Origin of the sequence: Streptococcus mitis (genome assembly GCF_003944325.1) — a bacterium.
GTDB lineage: Bacteria > Bacillota > Bacilli > Lactobacillales > Streptococcaceae > Streptococcus > Streptococcus mitis_CW.
This window is the reverse complement of sequence record NZ_RJPX01000009.1, coordinates 1-17376: the sequence shown is the minus strand read 5'-3', so window position 1 is coordinate 17376 and position 17376 is coordinate 1. Positions and strand designations below refer to the sequence as shown.

Annotated in this window: 16 protein-coding genes; 15 read left to right on the top strand and 1 reads right to left on the bottom strand. The window is 39.7% G+C overall.

Annotated features, from left to right (window positions below):
* The first annotated feature begins 86 nt into the window (after window positions 1-86).
* The 15 genes from D8787_RS04145 (at window position 87) to D8787_RS04075 (ending at window position 15476) form a co-directional block, all read left to right on the top strand.
* Window positions 87-1250 (top strand): class I SAM-dependent rRNA methyltransferase, encoded by a 1164-nt coding sequence (locus D8787_RS04145; RefSeq protein ID WP_185776746.1) that lies wholly within the window; start codon window positions 87-89, stop codon window positions 1248-1250.
* Window positions 1247-1924, top strand: a complete 678-nt coding sequence (gene aroD / locus D8787_RS04140) for a type I 3-dehydroquinate dehydratase (protein ID WP_125420994.1) — start codon at window positions 1247-1249, stop codon at window positions 1922-1924. The genes D8787_RS04145 and aroD overlap by 4 nt, the downstream gene beginning before the upstream one ends.
* The gene (locus D8787_RS04135; protein WP_125420991.1) at window positions 1914-2768 is read left to right on the top strand and encodes a shikimate dehydrogenase; all 855 of its coding nucleotides are present in this window, start codon (window positions 1914-1916) and stop codon (window positions 2766-2768) included. Before aroD ends, D8787_RS04135 begins: the two co-directional genes overlap by 11 nt.
* Window positions 2769-2786: 18 nt before the next feature.
* Window positions 2787-3854: a 3-dehydroquinate synthase gene (gene aroB / locus D8787_RS04130; RefSeq protein ID WP_125420988.1), complete on the top strand. Its 1068-nt coding sequence runs from the start codon at window positions 2787-2789 to the stop codon at window positions 3852-3854.
* Between the two features lie 9 nt (window positions 3855-3863).
* Window positions 3864-5030, top strand: a complete 1167-nt coding sequence (gene aroC / locus D8787_RS04125) for a chorismate synthase (protein ID WP_125420985.1) — start codon at window positions 3864-3866, stop codon at window positions 5028-5030.
* A gap of 9 nt (window positions 5031-5039) precedes the next feature.
* Window positions 5040-6143, top strand: coding sequence for a prephenate dehydrogenase (locus D8787_RS04120; RefSeq protein WP_125420982.1), 1104 nt, complete (start codon window positions 5040-5042; stop codon window positions 6141-6143).
* A gap of 10 nt (window positions 6144-6153) precedes the next feature.
* Window positions 6154-6492, top strand: coding sequence for a YlbF/YmcA family competence regulator (locus D8787_RS04115; RefSeq protein ID WP_000065978.1), 339 nt, complete (start codon window positions 6154-6156; stop codon window positions 6490-6492).
* 91 nt (window positions 6493-6583) lie between these two features.
* The gene (gene aroA / locus D8787_RS04110; protein WP_125420979.1) at window positions 6584-7867 is read left to right on the top strand and encodes a 3-phosphoshikimate 1-carboxyvinyltransferase; all 1284 of its coding nucleotides are present in this window, start codon (window positions 6584-6586) and stop codon (window positions 7865-7867) included.
* Window positions 7860-8336 (top strand): shikimate kinase, encoded by a 477-nt coding sequence (locus tag D8787_RS04105; RefSeq protein WP_125420976.1) that lies wholly within the window; start codon window positions 7860-7862, stop codon window positions 8334-8336. The genes aroA and D8787_RS04105 overlap by 8 nt, the downstream gene beginning before the upstream one ends.
* On the top strand, window positions 8333-9181 hold the full coding sequence (pheA, locus tag D8787_RS04100; RefSeq protein WP_125420973.1) for a prephenate dehydratase: 849 nt from the start codon (window positions 8333-8335) through the stop codon (window positions 9179-9181). The genes D8787_RS04105 and pheA overlap by 4 nt, the downstream gene beginning before the upstream one ends.
* Complete coding sequence (locus D8787_RS04095) at window positions 9178-10488, top strand: LCP family protein (protein ID WP_125420970.1); 1311 nt, start codon at window positions 9178-9180, stop codon at window positions 10486-10488. Before pheA ends, D8787_RS04095 begins: the two co-directional genes overlap by 4 nt.
* 125 nt (window positions 10489-10613) lie before the next feature.
* Window positions 10614-11459 carry a LicD family protein gene (locus D8787_RS04090; RefSeq protein ID WP_102210987.1) on the top strand — a complete coding sequence of 282 codons (846 nt, stop codon included), beginning with the start codon at window positions 10614-10616 and terminating at the stop codon, window positions 11457-11459.
* Window positions 11456-12424 carry a glycosyltransferase family 2 protein gene (locus tag D8787_RS04085; RefSeq protein WP_125420967.1) on the top strand — a complete coding sequence of 323 codons (969 nt, stop codon included), beginning with the start codon at window positions 11456-11458 and terminating at the stop codon, window positions 12422-12424. Before D8787_RS04090 ends, D8787_RS04085 begins: the two co-directional genes overlap by 4 nt.
* Before the next feature lie 21 nt (window positions 12425-12445).
* Window positions 12446-14605 (top strand): LicD family protein, encoded by a 2160-nt coding sequence (locus D8787_RS04080; protein ID WP_125420964.1) that lies wholly within the window; start codon window positions 12446-12448, stop codon window positions 14603-14605.
* A 58-nt stretch (window positions 14606-14663) separates the two neighbouring features.
* Window positions 14664-15476 (top strand): LicD family protein, encoded by an 813-nt coding sequence (locus D8787_RS04075; RefSeq protein ID WP_125420961.1) that lies wholly within the window; start codon window positions 14664-14666, stop codon window positions 15474-15476.
* Window positions 15477-15571: 95 nt separating this feature from the next.
* Here D8787_RS04075 and D8787_RS04070 read toward each other — a convergent pair whose 3' ends face one another.
* Window positions 15572-17050, bottom strand: coding sequence for an oligosaccharide flippase family protein (locus D8787_RS04070; RefSeq protein ID WP_125420958.1), 1479 nt, complete (start codon window positions 17048-17050; stop codon window positions 15572-15574).
* Window positions 17051-17376: the final 326 nt, after the last annotated feature.

Sequence of the window (17376 nt, the reverse complement as noted above, 5' to 3'; positions counted from 1 at the left end):
TAGTATACTATTTTTTAAAATGAAAGTAAAAAACAGGGGTTGTTTCTTTTTTGAGAATTGTCACAAAATTTGCTATAATAGTGACTATGAATAGAATAAGAGTCAGCAAAAGGATTGAAAAAAAGCTTACCAAAGGTCTGGTTTTACTAGAAGCCAGCGATCTTGAGAATGTCAATCTTAAGAATCAGGAAGTAGAAGTCCATAGTCAAGAAGGGAACTTTCTTGGGACTGCCTACCTTTCCCAACAAAACAAGGGCTTGGGCTGGTTTGTGAGCATAGACAAGGTGACCTTCAATCAAGCTTTCTTTGAAACGCTGTTTAGACAAGCTAAAGAAAAGAGAAGTGCCTACTATCAAGATGAATTGACAACTGCCTTTCGTCTCTTCAATCAAGAGGGAGATGGTTTTGGTGGTCTGACAGTGGACCTTTATGGCGACTATGCTGTCTTTTCTTGGTATAACTCTTATGTTTATCAGATTCGCAAGGTTATTTCTGAAGCCTTTAGACAGGTTTTTCCTGAGGTTTTAGGGACTTATGAGAAGATCCGCTTTAAGGGTTTGGACTATGAATCTGCACATGTTTATGGTCAAGAAGCACCTGACTTCTTTACTGTTTTGGAAAATGGTGTCCTCTATCAAGTCTTTATGAATGATGGCTTGATGACAGGGATTTTCCTAGACCAGCATGAAGTTCGCGGTAGTTTAGTGGATGGATTGGCTATGGGAAAATCCTTGCTCAATATGTTTTCTTATACAGCAGCTTTTTCAGTAGCTGCAGCCATGGGAGGAGCTAACCAGACAACTTCTGTTGACCTAGCTAAACGTTCACGAGAATTGTCTCAAGCGCATTTTCAGGCAAATGGAATCAGCACAGACGACCATCGTTTTATAGTCATGGATGTCTTTGAGTATTTCAAATATGCCAAGCGAAAAGCCTTGACATATGATGTGATTGTTCTAGATCCGCCTAGCTTCGCTCGGAACAAAAAACAAACATTCTCTGTGGCCAAGGATTATCACAAGTTGATTTCCCAGAGTCTTGATATTTTAAATCCGGGAGGAATTATCATTGCCAGTACTAATGCTGCCAATGTTTCCCGCCAGAAATTTACAGAACAAATTGATAAAGGCTTCGCAGGAAGAAGTTACCAGATTTTAAATAAATACGGTCTTCCAGCAGATTTCGCCTATAATAAAAAAGATGAAAGTAGTAATTACCTCAAGGTGATTAGTATGAAGGTTAGTAAATGAAATTAATCGTTTCAGTAATGCCAAGAAGTTTAGAGGAGGCTCAGGCACTGGATGCCACGAGGTATCTGGATGCCGACATCATTGAATGGCGTGCCGACTATCTGCCTAAAGAAGCGATTTTGCAGGTAGCTCCAGCTATTTTTGAAAAATTTGCAGGTCGTGAATTGGTTTTCACGTTGCGAACTCGCGCTGAGGGGGGAGAAATCGAACTTTCTTCAGAAGAATATATCCATCTCATCAAGGAAGTGGCGCAACTCTATCAACCAGACTATATTGATTTTGAGTACTACAGCTACAAGGATGTTTTTGAGGAAATGCTGGATTTCCCAAATCTCGTTTTGAGTTACCACAATTTCCAAGAAACACCTGAAAACATGATGGAAATCTTGTCAGAGTTGACGAGCCTAAATCCAAAACTTGTCAAGGTTGCAGTGATGGCTCACACGGAGCAGGATGTGCTAGACTTGATGAACTATACACGAGGCTTTAAAACCCTCAATCCTGAACAGGAATATGTGACTATTTCTATGGGCAAGGTGGGCAAGGTGTCTCGTATCACTGCGGATGTGACTGGTTCTAGCTGGTCCTTTGCTAGTATAGATGAGGCCAGTGCCCCAGGTCAGATTTCTCTAGCTAACATGAAAAAAATCAGGGAGATTTTAGATGAAGCTTGATGGCTATACACGTTTAGCTGCCGTTGTTGCCAATCCTATTAAGCATTCTATTTCCCCTTTTATTCACAATAGTGCCTTTGAGGCGACAGCTACCAATGGTGTTTACGTGGCTTGGGAGATTGAAGCAGGTGACTTGGCAGAAACAGTGGCTAATATTCGTCGCTACCAGATGTTTGGCATCAACCTGTCTATGCCCTATAAGGAGCTAGTGATTCCTTATTTGGATGAGCTGAGTGACGAAGCGTGCTTGATCGGTGCGGTCAATACGGTTGTCAATGAGAATGGCAATTTAATTGGATATAATACAGATGGCAAGGGATTTTTTAAGAGCTTGCCTTCTTTTACAATTACAGGTAAAAAGATGATCCTGCTGGGTGCAGGTGGTGCGGCTAAGTCCATTTTGGCGCAAGCTATTTTGGACGGTGTCAGTCAGATTTCAGTCTTTGTTCGTTCAGTTTCTATTGAAAAAACAAGACCTTATCTAGACAAGTTACAGGAGCAGACAGGCTTTAAAGTGGATTTGTGTGCTTTAGAAGATGTTTCTGTTTTGCAGGAAAGGATTGCTGAGTCGGATTTACTTGTCAATGCCACCAGTGTGGGGATGGATGGCCAATCTTCTCCAGTTCCTGAAAGCATCAATTTGCCAGAAAATATCTTGATAGCAGATATCATTTACCAACCCTTTGAAACCCCATTTTTGAAATGGGCTAGAAGTCAGGGCAATCCAGCCGTCAATGGTCTGGGAATGTTGCTCTATCAAGCTGCAGAAGCCTTTCAACTGTGGACAGGCAAGGAAATGCCGACAGAAGAAATTTGGCAGTCTTTAACAGAAAAATACCAATAAAGAAAGGGAGACTCTCCTATGAAAATCAGAATCGATATTCCTCATCATCCTTATGATATTCAGATTGAAAAAGGTTGTCTGGCTCAGGCTGGTCAATGGTTGCGAGAACTCTGGCAACCACAAAAAGTGGTCATTGTAACAGACAATCATGTAGCCTCTCTCTATGCAGAGAAGGTCAAACTCAGCCTAGAAGATGCTGGTTTTCAGGTAGCAGTTTTTGACTTTTTAGAAGGGGAAGAAAGAAAGAATTTAACTACTGTCCAGAAAGTCTATGAATTTTTAGTCAAGCAAGGTTTGACTCGTAGCGATGGAATCGTGGCTCTTGGTGGCGGTGTCGTTGGGGACTTGGCTGGTTTTGTAGCCTCTACCTATATGCGGGGTATTCACTTTGTTCAGATTCCGACCAGCTTGACAGCTCAGGTGGATTCTTCTATCGGTGGAAAGACAGGCGTCAATACTCCATTTGCTAAGAATATGGTGGGTACCTTTGCCCAACCAGATGGAGTTCTGATCGATCCGCTTGTCCTTGAAACCCTCGGACAAAGAGAACTGATTGAAGGGATGGGTGAGGTCATCAAGTATGGCTTGATTGAGGATCCAGCACTTTGGGCTCTCTTGACGGAGCTAGATGGTTCTGTAGAGAGCATTCTGGAATATGCAGAGATTTTGATTGAACATTCTTGTCAGGTCAAGCGCAAGATGGTAGTTGAGGATGAGTTGGACAACGGTGTTCGCCTTTACCTCAACTTTGGCCACACCATTGGTCATGCCATTGAAGCGACGGCTGGTTATGGAAAAGTCATGCATGGCGAGGCTGTGGCCATGGGCATGGTGCAGATTTCCAAGGTTGCTGAGGAAAAGGGACTCATGCCAGCTGGCATTACCCAATCTATCACAGAGATGTGTCAGAAATTTGGCTTGCCTGTTGACTATGAAAACTGGGATGTTGACAAGCTTTATCAGGCTTTGACTCATGATAAGAAGGCGCGTGGCAATACCTTGAAATTGGTCTTGGTGCCAGAGCTCGGCTCAGCGACCATTCACTTAGTTTCTCTGGAAGAGATGAAAGACTACTTGGTAAAATAAGGAGAGTGTATGAGATATTTAACTGCAGGAGAATCACACGGCCCCCGTCTGACAGCTATCATTGAAGGAATTCCAGCTGGACTTCCTTTGACAGCTGAGGATATTAATGGAGACCTTAAACGCCGTCAGGGTGGCTACGGTCGTGGTGGTCGTATGAAGATTGAGAGTGACCAAGTTGTCTTTACTTCGGGTGTTCGCCATGGGAAGACGACAGGGGCTCCCATTACCATGGATGTCATCAATAAGGACCATCAGAAATGGCTGGATATCATGTCTGCTGAGGACATTGAAGACCGCCTAAAAAGCAAACGGAAAATCACCCATCCTCGTCCAGGTCACGCCGACTTGGTTGGGGGTATCAAGTACCGTTTTGACGATTTGCGAAATTCTTTAGAACGTTCATCAGCTCGTGAAACCACCATGCGGGCGGCAGTTGGCGCAGTAGCCAAACGCCTCTTGGCTGAGCTGGATATGGAGATTGCCAACCATGTCGTAGTCTTTGGTGGCAAGGAAATCGATGTTCCTGAGAATCTCACAGTTGCTGAGATTAAGGAAAGAGCTGCCCAGTCTGAAGTTTCTATTGTTAACCAAGAACGAGAACAGGAAATCAAGGATTATATTGACCAAATCAAACGTGACGGTGATACCATCGGTGGGGTTGTGGAGACAGTCGTTGGAGGTGTTCCAGTTGGTCTTGGTTCCTATGTCCAATGGGACAGAAAATTGGATGCCAGACTTGCCCAAGCAGTTGTCTCTATCAATGCCTTTAAAGGGGTGGAATTTGGTCTTGGCTTTGAAGCTGGTTATCGTAAAGGCAGCCAAGTCATGGATGAAATTCTCTGGTCTAAAGAAGACGGCTATACTCGCCGTACCAACAATCTAGGGGGCTTTGAAGGTGGTATGACCAATGGGCAACCTATTGTTGTTCGTGGCGTCATGAAACCCATTCCTACTCTCTACAAACCACTCATGAGTGTGGATATCGAAACCCATGAACCCTACAAGGCAACTGTGGAGAGAAGTGATCCGACCGCTCTTCCAGCTGCAGGTGTAGTTATGGAAGCCGTTGTGGCAACGGTTCTGGCACAAGAAATTCTTGAAAAATTCTCATCAGATAATCTAGAGGAATTAAAAGAAGCGGTAGCTAAACACCGAGACTATACAAAGAACTATTAAGGAGTTCCTATGGCAAAAACAGTCTATATCGCGGGTCTTGGTTTGATTGGTGCCTCTATGGCCCTTGGCATCAAACGCGATCATCCTGATTATGAGATTTTGGGTTATAATCGCAGTCAAGCTTCGAGAGATATCGCTTTGAAAGAAGGCATGATTGACCGTGCAACGGATGATTTTGCTAGCTTTGCTCCTCTGGCGGATATCATCATTCTCAGCTTGCCAATCAAACAAACTATTGCTTTCATTAAGGAGTTGGCTAACTTGGATTTGAAAGAAGGCGTCATTATTTCAGATGCTGGTTCGACCAAGTTAGCCATTGTGGATGCAGCGGAGCAGTATTTGACTGGCAAATTTGTTCGCTTTGTCGGGGCCCATCCCATGGCTGGTAGTCACAAGACAGGGGCTGCTTCTGCGGATGTCAATCTTTTTGAAAATGCCTATTATATCTTTACACCTTCAAGCCTGACAAGTCAGGACACGCTTGAGGAAATGAAGGACTTGCTTTCAGGTCTTCATGCTCGCTTTATCGAGATTGATGCCAAGGAGCATGATCGAGTCACTTCTCAGATTAGCCATTTTCCTCATATTCTGGCTTCTAGTCTCATGGAACAGACCGCGGTCTATGCTCAAGAACATGAGATGGCAAGGCGCTTTGCGGCAGGTGGTTTTCGAGATATGACTCGGATTGCGGAAAGCGAGCCAGGGATGTGGACTTCTATTCTCTTGTCAAATAGTGAAACTATTCTGGAGCGAATTGCGGATTTCAAGGAGCGTTTGGAAGCGATTGGTCAGGCCATCAGCAAGGGAGATGAAGAGCAAATCTGGAACTTTTTCAGCCAAGCGCGTGAGCAACGTCAGGCCATGGAAATCCATAAGCGTGGTGGAGTAGATAGCTCTTATGACCTCTATGTCGATGTTCCCGATGAAGAAGACGTTATTTTACGAATCTTGGAACTGCTACGTGGAACTTCCTTGGTCAATATTCACATCAACGAGGAAAACCGTGAAGATATTCACGGGATTCTACAAATTTCATTTAAAAATGCTCAAGATTTAGAACGAGCCGAGCACCTCATAACAGAAAACACCGACTATACAGTCGTTATCAAATAAGGAGAAAATCATGTCAAATATTTACGATAGTGCAAACGAACTCAGTCGCGGTCTACGCGAATTACCAGAATACAAGGCTGTTAAAGCAGCTAAAGATGCTATTTCAGCAGATGCTGAGGCAAGCAAAATCTTTACAGAATATGTTGCCTTTCAAGAGGAAATTCAAAAACTAGCACAGACAGGTCAAATGCCAGATGCTTCCTTCCAAGCGAAAATGGAAGGCTTTGGCAAGCAGATTCAGGGGAACAGCCTCTTGTCAGAATTCTTTACCAAGCAACAACAATTGGCAATTTACCTTTCTGACATTGAAAAAATTGTTTTCGAACCAGTTTCAGAATTGCTAAAATAAGAAAATAACTATCATAAAGTCAGGAATTTTTAAGGAATTTCTGGCTTTTTATGATAAAATAGGTAAAAGTATTGCAAGTATGAGGTCCAGTATGAAACTAAAAACAAACATTCGCCACTTACATGGCAGTATCCGCGTCCCAGGTGACAAGTCTATCAGCCACCGTTCCATTATCTTTGGAAGTTTAGCTGAGGGGGAGACCAAGGTTTATGATATTCTGCGAGGTGAAGACGTCCTTTCGACCATGCAGGTTTTTCGTGACCTTGGTGTTGAAATTGAGGATAAAGATGGGGTTATTACCATTCAAGGTGTGGGCATGGATGGCTTAAAAGCGCCACAAAATGCCCTTGATATGGGAAATTCTGGAACCTCGATTCGCCTGATTTCAGGTGTCCTTGCTGGCGCAGACTTCGAAGTAGAAATGTTCGGAGATGATAGTCTTTCTAAACGTCCTATGGATCGTGTGACTATTCCTCTGAAAAAAATGGGCGTCAGCATTTCAGGGCAAACTGAGCGAGATTTGCCTCCTTTGCGTTTGAAAGGGACGAAAAACTTAACACCTATTCATTATGAGTTGCCAATTGCCTCTGCTCAAGTCAAGTCCGCCTTGATCTTTGCAGCCTTGCAGGCTCAGGGGGAGTCCGTCATTATCGAAAAAGAATGTACCCGTAATCATACTGAAGATATGCTGCAACAATTTGGTGGTCATTTAAGTGTGGAGGGCAAGAAAATCACAGTCCAAGGGCCACAAAAATTGACAGGACAAAAGGTGGTCGTGCCAGGAGATATTTCCAGTGCAGCCTTTTGGCTAGTCGCAGGTTTGATTGTTCCAAATTCTCGTGTCGTGCTGCAGAATGTTGGTATTAATGAAACGCGTACTGGTATTATTGATGTCATTCGCGCCATGGGTGGAAAATTGGAAATAACTGAAATCGACCCAGTCGCTAAATCCGCTACCTTGATTGTTGAGTCTTCTGACCTCAAAGGAACAGAGATTGGTGGTGCTTTGATTCCACGTTTGATAGATGAATTGCCGATTATTGCCCTTCTGGCGACCCAAGCTCAAGGTGTAACAGTTATTAAGGATGCTGAGGAACTCAAGGTCAAGGAAACAGACCGCATTCAGGTGGTAGCAGACGCCCTCAATAGTATGGGAGCAGATATTACCCCTACAGCAGATGGGATGATTATCAAAGGGAAATCAGCCCTTCACGGTGCTAGAGTCAATACTTTTGGTGACCACCGCATTGGCATGATGACAGCTATCGGGGCTCTCTTGGTTGCAGATGGAGAAGTGGAGCTTGACCGTGCAGAAGCCATCAATACCAGCTATCCTAGCTTCTTTGATGATTTGGAGAGCTTGATTCATGGCTAAGGTACTACTCGGATTTATGGGGGCTGGCAAATCGACTATTGCAAGAGGCTTGGCCCCTAATTACCTTGATATGGATGCTCTGGTTGAGAAGCGCTTAGGCATGTCCATTGCGGAATTTTTCGCTGAAAAGGGAGAAGAGGCCTTTCGTCAGGTGGAGTCAGAAGTCCTAGCTGAGTTACTAGAAACAAATCAAGTTGTGTCAACTGGTGGAGGTGTAGTCATTTCTGAACGTAATCGTGACTTACTCAAGACCAATTCTGATAATATCTACCTGAAAGCAGACTTTGAAACCCTCTACCAACGCATATCAGCTGATAAGGACAATTTGCGACCGCTTTTTCTCAATAATAGTAAGGAGAAACTAGCAGCTATTTTTCAAGAAAGACAGTACTGGTATGAGGAAGTAGCCAGTCGGGTTTTGGATGTGACCAAGCTAAGCCCAGAGGAAATTATAGAGGAACTAAGATGAAAATTGCTTATCTAGGTCCCAAGGGATCATTTTCACACCACGTTGTGCAGACAGCTTTTCCTCATGAGGAATTGCAGGCCTTTGCCAACATTACAGATGTCATCAAGGCCTATGAACAAGGCTTGGTGGATTATTCTGTGGTGCCAGTTGAAAATTCTATCGAGGGTAGTGTTCATGAAACCTTGGACTACCTTTTTCATCAAGCTCGCATCCAAGCAGTAGCAGAAATCGTTCAGCCCATTCACCAGCAGTTGATGGTGGTTCCAGGTCACACTAAGATTGAAAAGATTTTTTCACACCCACAGGCTTTGGCGCAAGGAAAGAAATTCATCGATGAAGAGTATCCAGAGGCCAAAATTGAGGTGACTGCTAGTACAGCTTATGCGGCCCGCTTTATTTCCGAACATCCAGACCAGCCTTTTGCTGCCATTGCACCAAGAAGTTCTGCCGAAGAATATGGCTTGGAACTGATTGCTGAGGATATTCAGGAAATGGAAGCTAATTTCACACGTTTTTGGGTTTTGGGAGCTGAAAAGCCTAGTATTCCCTTGAAAGCACAAACTGAGAAAATGAGTTTGGCCTTGACCTTGCCTGACAACCTTCCTGGCGCACTTTATAAGGCTCTTTCAACCTTCGCTTGGCGAGGAATTGACCTGACAAAAATTGAAAGTCGTCCACTCAAGACAGCACTGGGCGAATACTTTTTCATTATCGATGTGGATTATACTGATCAGGCCTTGGTCCACTTTGCTCAAAAAGAATTAGAAGCGATTGGAATTCAGTATAAAGTTCTGGGAGCTTATCCTATTTATTCAATATCAGACCATGGAAAGGAGAGAAGATGAGGAAAGAAAATCCTTTAAGCCATCATGAGCAGTTACGTTATGACTATCTTTTTAAGAATATTCATTACCTCAATGAGCGAGAGAAAAAGGAGTTTGCTTACCTGAAAGGTAAGTTAAATATGGCTAGTAGTAGTGAAGATTCTTCAGAAATTCATAATGAAAATCACGATATGGAAGAGTCTTTCATGGAACCAATCAATCAGTCTTCTCTTCCATCCTATGCTAACCGTAGTCGTGCAAAAAAATACCAGAAAAGTCATTCTCTTCCAAAGGTTACATCCAAAAAACGTAAGATTCGTTGGGGTCGTATTTTTGCTGGACTGTTCGCCCTTTTAGCCTGTGTCGGTTTTGGCATGATTTTTATGTTCCTCAAAGGTTATTCAAATGCTGATTCAAACAAACCTGCAAATGCTAAGGCAGCTCAAGTAGAAGTCTTTAATGGTCAAGATACCAAGGATGGGGTTAATATTTTGATTATGGGAACGGATGGACGGATTGGTCAAAATAGTGTTGAAACGAGAACGGACTCGATTATGGTCCTAAACGTCGGTGGATCAGATAAGAAAATCAAGCTGGTCAGCTTCATGCGTGATAATTTGGTTTATATAGATGGTTACAGCCAAGTGATTAACGGTAGAAAACAGACGGATAACAAGTTAAACGTAGCCTATGAGTTAGGAGAACAAGAGGGGCAAAGAGGGGCAGAGATGGTTCGTCAAGTCTTGAAAGATAATTTTGACTTGGACATTAAGTATTACGCCTTGGTTGATTTTCAGGCCTTTGCAACAGCGATTGACACGCTTTTCCCAGATGGGGTGGCAATTGATGCTCAGTTTTCAACATTGAATGGGCGTCCATTAACAGAAGCTACGGTGGGAGATGACTTACATGCTACGGAAACAGAGTCTCCAACCCAGACTATTAAAGTCGGGAAACAGCAGATGAATGGTTCGACCTTGCTCAATTATGCTCGCTTCCGTGATGATGATGAAGGTGATTACGGTCGTACCAAGAGACAACAGCAAGTGTTGACAGCTGTTCTGCAACAACTCAAGGATCCAACTAAACTCTTTACTGGATCAGAAGCACTTGGTAAGGTCTTTGGCATGACCTCTACGAATGTTCCTTATAGTTTCCTACTGACTAATGGCTTATCCTTCCTGGATGGAGCGAAAAATGGCATTGAGAGATTAACAGTTCCAGAACTAGGTGATTGGGTCGATGCCTATGATGTCTATGGAGGCTTGGGTTTGCTGGTTGATCAAAACAAATATCAGAATAAATTATCTCAGATGGGCTTGAGATAAAATAAGATAGGAGAATCAAAGTCTGAAGGCTATTTATCTAGCAATCAGGCTTTGATTTTTTACAGTCTGCAATAGATTTTCACCCCGTATTTGTGGTATAATGAAACGATACGATAGAAAGAATAATGAACAATATGACTGATTTAAAAGCAATTCAGGCTCGAAGTCTGGAGATGGCTGAATATTTTGTGGCTTTTTGTAAAGAACATGATTTGCTCTGTTATCTCTGTGGCGGAGGGGCTATTGGTACCCTTCGAAACAAGGGGTTTATTCCTTGGGACGACGACCTAGACTTTTTTATGCCTCGTAAAGATTATGAGAGATTAGCAGAATTATGGCCTCGTTATGCAGATGAGCGTTATTTCTTGTCAAAGAGTAACAAGGATTTTGTAGACCGCAATCTTTTTATTACTATTCGTGACAAGGAAACGACCTGTATCAAACCTTATCAGCAGGATTTGAATTTGCCACATGGTCTTGCCTTGGATGTCTTGCCTTTGGATTATTATCCGAAGAATCCAGCTGAGCGGAAAAAACAGGTTCGCTGGGCCTTGATCTATTCACTCTTTTGTGCGCAAACTATTCCAGAAAAGCATGGTGCACTTATGAAATGGGGAAGTCGTATTTTACTGGGATTGACTCCAAAATCTCTCCGTTATCGCATTTGGAAAAAAGCTGAGAAAGAAATGACTAAATATGGTCTCGCTGAAAGCGATGGCATTACAGAATTATGCTCAGGTCCTGGCTATATGAGAAACAAGTACCCAATCGCATCTTTTGAAGATAATCTTTTCTTGCCATTTGAAGGGACAGAGCTGCCTATTCCAATCGGCTATGATGCCTATCTTAGCACTGCTTTTGGAGATTATATGACGCCACCACCAGCAGACAAGCAAGTACCACATCATGATGCTGTCATCGCTGATATGGATAAGTCTTATACAGAATACAAGGGAGAATATGGAACATGATGGGTGAAAAAATAAGTGTTATTGTTCCAGTATACAATGTAGAAAGCTATCTGGAACGATGTGTGGAGTCAATTCTTCAACAGACTTATACCAATTTTGAACTAATCCTAATAAATGATGGGTCTACTGATTCTAGTGGACAAATTTGTGATTATTTATCAGATCAGTATGAAAATATCAAGGTTTACCATATCGAAAATGCTGGTGTTTCTAATGCTAGAAATGTTGGAATTCAGCTAGCGACGGGTGCTTGGATAACTTTTGTTGATAGCGATGATTTCGTCACCAATGATTACCTAGCTACTTTAGCTAGTGCAGTTGAAGGAGAAGATGTAGGTTTTGTGATTGCTCCTCTACACCATATCAGAAATGGAATAGTGACAGACTTACCCTTGTATTCTGGTAGAAAAGAACTTTGGTCAACAGAAGAAACCATGAAAGAATTACTGATGACTACTAAGACCTCATTCTTTCCAGTCGCAAAACTATTTAAGAGAGACCTGCTGACAGATGAAAAATTTAATACAGACTACCATCTAGCTGAAGATGCCTTGTTTTTAACGGAATTGCTACTAAAGACAAGATGCAGTAGTGTATTTGTTGACAAACCAATTTATTATTATGATCATCGTGAGGGAAGTGCGACAACATCTGTTAATCGGTATGTATTTGATACGATAGAAGTTTATAAGAACATCATTACTCAAGTATCACAAGTATTTCCTAATTTAAAGTATGAATTAAAAAATAGAGAATGTTGGTCATATATCACAGTTTACGATAAAATTATCTTTACTTCATCTGAACAGTATCAAAAGGAGAAAGTCGACCTAAGGGCTTGGATTATTCAGCATCGATATGAAATCTGGAAGGATGCTTATTTCACTAGATTTCGTAAGATAGCTGTCCTGTTACTTGTCTTTTCTCCATGGATATATAAAAAAATTCTTGGATTCAGAAACTAATATTATGAGAAGGAGTTGAAAATGAATTTTTCAAAAATGGATGAATACTTTGAAAAATCAAAACTATGGATTGCATATCTCTTTGTTTTCATTTCGATTTTAAGTATGAGTTCACTGGTTTATAAGATAGCAAATCCCCTTTATAAAGGATTGTCAGCGATTGTAGTGCTTTATATTTGCTATACCTTATTGTTTAAGTGGAAAAAAATCACAGTAGATCGTAAATTTCTATCCTTATTTGGACTCTTAGCTGGAAGTCATCTCTTATCAGCTATTTTCAATCGCTCTGGACATTTGATTGGAAATGTGATTGAGATCCTCTTTATGGTAACCTATATTTTATTATTTACCATGTTAGAATCAGGTCAATTAAAGAAATTATTTGATTGGATTGCATACACTATTCAACTTGTTTCTTTTTCTTCTGCGATTTTTGCGTTTGGTTTATTGGTAAGTAGAGTCCTTATCCTATTTAAAATTGGACAGCAATCTTATTACTATGGTGTTATGAATGGACGTCTGTGGGGGATTGTCAATCCAAATGCTAGTGCGATATTTTCATACATTAGCATTGTTTTGGCTATGTATTTGATTCATAAAGGAAGTAAATATTCTGTCTATCTTAAACTGAATAATGTGATTCAATTAGTTTATTTTGCAACCATGCAAAGTAGAGGAGCTTTATTATCTTTAGTGTTAATGCTTGGGTTTTATAGTTTCTTTATTAACAGGGGCAAGTTAGCTAAGCGATTTCTAATCTTTATAGTTTCTGCTTTACTTGTTTCTGCTGCTAATATCGGATTGAGTTATGTAACCTCTATTTACATATTCTCAGGGAAAGCAACTGTATTAGACTTAAATAAAGGACAATCTTATGCAGAAACGGATTCTTCAGTTATAAAAAAAACAGGAGAACTTCATCTAATAGAAACAACACCTAGTGGTAGAACTTATATTTGGAAAAATGCTATAAAAATGGGAAGTGAGAAACCAATTTTTGGTTATGGTGTACGAAATGTTCCAGATTATTACACAAAATATTTCAGTAAATTTGAGATTCAAAATTCTCTTATTGGTGGAAATTTCCACAACATTTTGGTAACGATATTTGTTAGTTCTGGAATTTTAGGTTTAGTATCCTTTCTACTTATACTAGGATATATATTTAAGCGCTTTTTGACTTATTTGATTGTTTCTAAAAAGAACTCTGAAAAGTTGATTATGATTCTTTTCTTTGGCATCTTGTTCGGTCAATTATTTGAAAGTCAGATTATGTACTCAACTAACTTTATTAATATTATCTTTTGGTTGATTATTGGTTATGGATTAGTTGTTTGCAAACGTGATGAAGGTATTCGTTATCAGGAAGTAACTGATATTAGAGAGATTCAACAGATGGAACTGGGAATCATGGAATACATTCATGAAACTTGTCAGAAAATTGGTGTCAAATATTTCCTAGCTTATGGCAGTCTTATCGGTGCGGTTCGTCATAAAGGTTTTATTCCTTGGGATGATGATATGGATATTTGTATGTTGCGTGAAGACTATGAGAAGTTGCAAGACTACCTTATCTCTAACCCTGACGAACGTTACGAAGTGATGTCTTATAAAAATAATCTCAACTATGTCTATCCCTTCATGAAAGTGCAGGATAATCAAACTTATTTGTTAGAAGAAGATGTTCGAATTGATTCCAATATGGGGATTTATGTAGATATTTTCCCTGTAGATGGTTACGAGGATGATTCTGTTTTTAAAGATAAAATGACAAGGCTTATAAAAAAACGTCAATTAAGCTGTTATACATTTAAGGGTATTACCAATACTAAAAGTCTATTAAATTCTTTAATTCGCTATATATCAGTTATTGTCTTCTATTTCACAAATACGAATAAGTATATTGGAGGCATTGATGAACTTGCTAAATCTAGAAAAGTAGATGATTACGAGTTGGTTGACTATCTTATTTATAAAGATATGCATAAACCAGTCTGGAAGCGAGAGTGGTTGGAACAAACTATTATGGGTGTATTCGAAGGTAAGGAATTTATGATTCCAAAAAATTATCANGAAATTCTGACCTCGGACTACGGAGACTACATGCAACTACCACCAGTTGAGCTAAGGTTCTCTCATCATGATTTTCAATTGTGGAAAATTATTAAGGTATCCCAGTGATGTCATTGAAATGAAGAAACTATTGACTCAATGTAAAAAGATTAGGAGTGAATAATAGATGTCAGAGAAAATTTTGACTCTTGAAGAAATTAAACAAATTGAATTAGATATTTTAAACTATTTGCATGAATTGTGTGAGGAACATGAAATCAAGTATTTTATTGATTTTGGAACCTTACTAGGAGCTGTACGCCATAAAGGTTTTATTCCTTGGGATGATGATACCGATATTTCTTTGGCGCGTGATGAATTTGAAAAGCTCTATGAGATATTAAAAAATGAAAAACATCCCTACTATAGATTAATTTCATATAGAGAAACAAAAGGCTACCCTTATACATATATGAGAGTTTACGATATGAGGACAAGAAGAGATGCTAATCTTTTAGATAAGTCGGTTGTTCTAGGTACTTGTGTTGACATTTTTCCATACGATGGAGTTGTTACAGATGAACGTGATAGAAAACAGATGAGACTTTATAAACAATTTATTCGACTTTCGTCTCTGAATTTTAAAGGAGTCAAAATAGATAATGGGGGTGTCAAAAATTTACCACGTTATCTTGCATCTGCAATTTTTAGACGGACTTCTCCACAGAAATGGAATGAAAAATTGGAGAAATTAGCTTTGCAATATGATATTGAACAGGCTACAGATCTTGCATGTACTACTTATGACTCTTACTATCCAAGTGGAATTAAGAAAGAGTGGTTATATGATACAATTGAAATGCCATATGAGAATATTCTTGTGAAAGTTCCTAGAAAATTCCATGAGATTCTGGTTTACGAGTTTGGTGAAAACTATATGACTCCTCCGCCTATTGAAAATCAAAATCCAGGAACTGATAAAAATTACTGGATTGATTGATTTATGAACAAGTTACTTTGATTTGATAATTTGATAAAATAAATAGCCTACCTATCTACTGGAGTATTCCTTGTTTTAGATAGGTAGGTTATTTTTTAATTTCTTTTAATCTTAGCAAGAGCAAGATTGAGTGTATAGTGGAGTGTTTTATCTTTTGTGATAAAAAGTATCAAGAGATAGTAGATTCCACAGGTTGCAACAGTCGAGAGTACCATGAGTATCATATTGAGGTTGACTGTATAAGAGTTGATTTGGAAAAGGGATTTAAACGCAAAATAGATCGGGATGAATCCAAGGGATACAATAGTATAGCGTGTTAAAGTAGTAAAGATCTCTTTTAAATCCAGTAGCTGATGTTTCTTGATAAAGTAAATTTCCAGTAGAACAACTACAGTTTCTGCAATAATAGTAGTAGCAATGTAGTACTCTGGTGCAAAAATATTATTGAAATACAAGAGACTGTTGAGTAGGATATTAGCTCCGCCACCAATAAAGTAAAAGGCTGTTAAACGATTTTCGTGGTCGTTGATGAAGATAATTTGTTTACCAAGGATTAACTCAATGGCCCAAATGATAGTACGAAAGGCGAAGACACTAGTCACAATACCAGCTTCAAGGTATTTTTCAGAAGAGTAGATGACTGTAGCGTAGTTTCCTAATACCATAATCCCAATACTGGTTGGAATGATAAGGAAATAAAAGAGGGCAGCTCCTTGGTTCAGAAGATTTTTATAAGATTCGTAGTCTTTCTTACCGAGATAGTAGCCGAGACGTGGAATACTGACATTGATAGCTCCACTCAGAACACTGGCAATCAACATGACGATGCTGAAAGCAATGGTATAATAAGAAATGTAGTTTTCATCAGGCCCTTTGGTGATAAACATTCTATCAAGTAAGGTGTAGAGCATGTTGGCATTAGCTAGAAGCAACATGGTCAAGAGTGGTTTTGATGCTTTGACTAATTCGACAAGACCAATCTTAACAAAGGAAACTTCTCGCTTAATCCAGAGAAAACTGAGTAGATAGTTGAGAATTGTCGTTGCAGTCATGATGATTGCATAAGGAACGATATCATCTGGAGTTTTTACAAAGGTGAAGATAGCGACCAACATGGCAATACGAATAATCAATGTTTTGTATAAGATAAAAGCATAATTTTCATAAGCTTCATTCATCCACTCGATATAAAGGAATTGGAAGAGAGCCTGTATACCAAGTATATAGTAGAGTTCTTTCAAATTTTCGATACTGTTATCCAGGTAAATAAATAGGAAATAGATACTGGTTGTTAGAACAGATGTAATAATGGAGATATAGAATAATTTAGAGAAAACATAGTTGATTTTATTTTTATCATCCTTGACCTTACTGATAGCTCGAATTCCGTAGTTGTAAATCCCGAAGGCTGCTAAAGGAATGATAAAGCTAGCCCAGGTATTGGCGGTATTGAAATAACCGTAGTTGGATTTGCTGAGAATCCGTGTCAGATAGGGATTAGTTATCAGCGGAAAAACGATATTGAGAACATTGACTAGCAAGCTAGCCAGTGCATTAACTTTTATATTTTTCATTGTACTTTCTTTCTTGTATTGTAAAATGGTCTCTAGTATTATATCACATTCTCGCTTCATTCTTTTGATAAAATCGTAAAAATCTAGTATACTCCCATCTTTAACAGTTTTTTGAAAACAAAGAGCCCCTAAATGCTGCTATAACAGCTTTTCGGAGCTCTTTTTCTCTTTTAAAAAAATGCGTACTTTTTATCGAGATTTGGTTTTTTTAAAAATTTTTTTCATATTTTTTTCGCTTATAATCTCAAAATCAGTTTGGAAGCCAAATGCTTGGTGGAGTTGATCCGTGATAGTTGTTCTGGTGTAAGTTGGAAGATATCCTACTC

Coding starts and splice junctions, on each gene's coding strand:
- D8787_RS04090 (WP_102210987.1), top strand. CDS start 10,614: ATGAACAATATGACTGATTTAAAAGCAATTCAGGCTCGAAGTCTGGAG.
- D8787_RS04120 (WP_125420982.1), top strand. CDS start 5,040: ATGGCAAAAACAGTCTATATCGCGGGTCTTGGTTTGATTGGTGCCTCT.
- D8787_RS04115 (WP_000065978.1), top strand. CDS start 6,154: ATGTCAAATATTTACGATAGTGCAAACGAACTCAGTCGCGGTCTACGC.
- D8787_RS04135 (WP_125420991.1), top strand. CDS start 1,914: ATGAAGCTTGATGGCTATACACGTTTAGCTGCCGTTGTTGCCAATCCT.
- aroC (WP_125420985.1), top strand. CDS start 3,864: ATGAGATATTTAACTGCAGGAGAATCACACGGCCCCCGTCTGACAGCT.
- aroD (WP_125420994.1), top strand. CDS start 1,247: ATGAAATTAATCGTTTCAGTAATGCCAAGAAGTTTAGAGGAGGCTCAG.
- aroB (WP_125420988.1), top strand. CDS start 2,787: ATGAAAATCAGAATCGATATTCCTCATCATCCTTATGATATTCAGATT.
- D8787_RS04105 (WP_125420976.1), top strand. CDS start 7,860: ATGGCTAAGGTACTACTCGGATTTATGGGGGCTGGCAAATCGACTATT.
- D8787_RS04095 (WP_125420970.1), top strand. CDS start 9,178: ATGAGGAAAGAAAATCCTTTAAGCCATCATGAGCAGTTACGTTATGAC.
- aroA (WP_125420979.1), top strand. CDS start 6,584: ATGAAACTAAAAACAAACATTCGCCACTTACATGGCAGTATCCGCGTC.
- D8787_RS04075 (WP_125420961.1), top strand. CDS start 14,664: ATGTCAGAGAAAATTTTGACTCTTGAAGAAATTAAACAAATTGAATTA.
- D8787_RS04145 (WP_185776746.1), top strand. CDS start 87: ATGAATAGAATAAGAGTCAGCAAAAGGATTGAAAAAAAGCTTACCAAA.
- pheA (WP_125420973.1), top strand. CDS start 8,333: ATGAAAATTGCTTATCTAGGTCCCAAGGGATCATTTTCACACCACGTT.
- D8787_RS04085 (WP_125420967.1), top strand. CDS start 11,456: ATGATGGGTGAAAAAATAAGTGTTATTGTTCCAGTATACAATGTAGAA.
- D8787_RS04070 (WP_125420958.1), bottom strand. CDS start 17,050: ATGAAAAATATAAAAGTTAATGCACTGGCTAGCTTGCTAGTCAATGTT.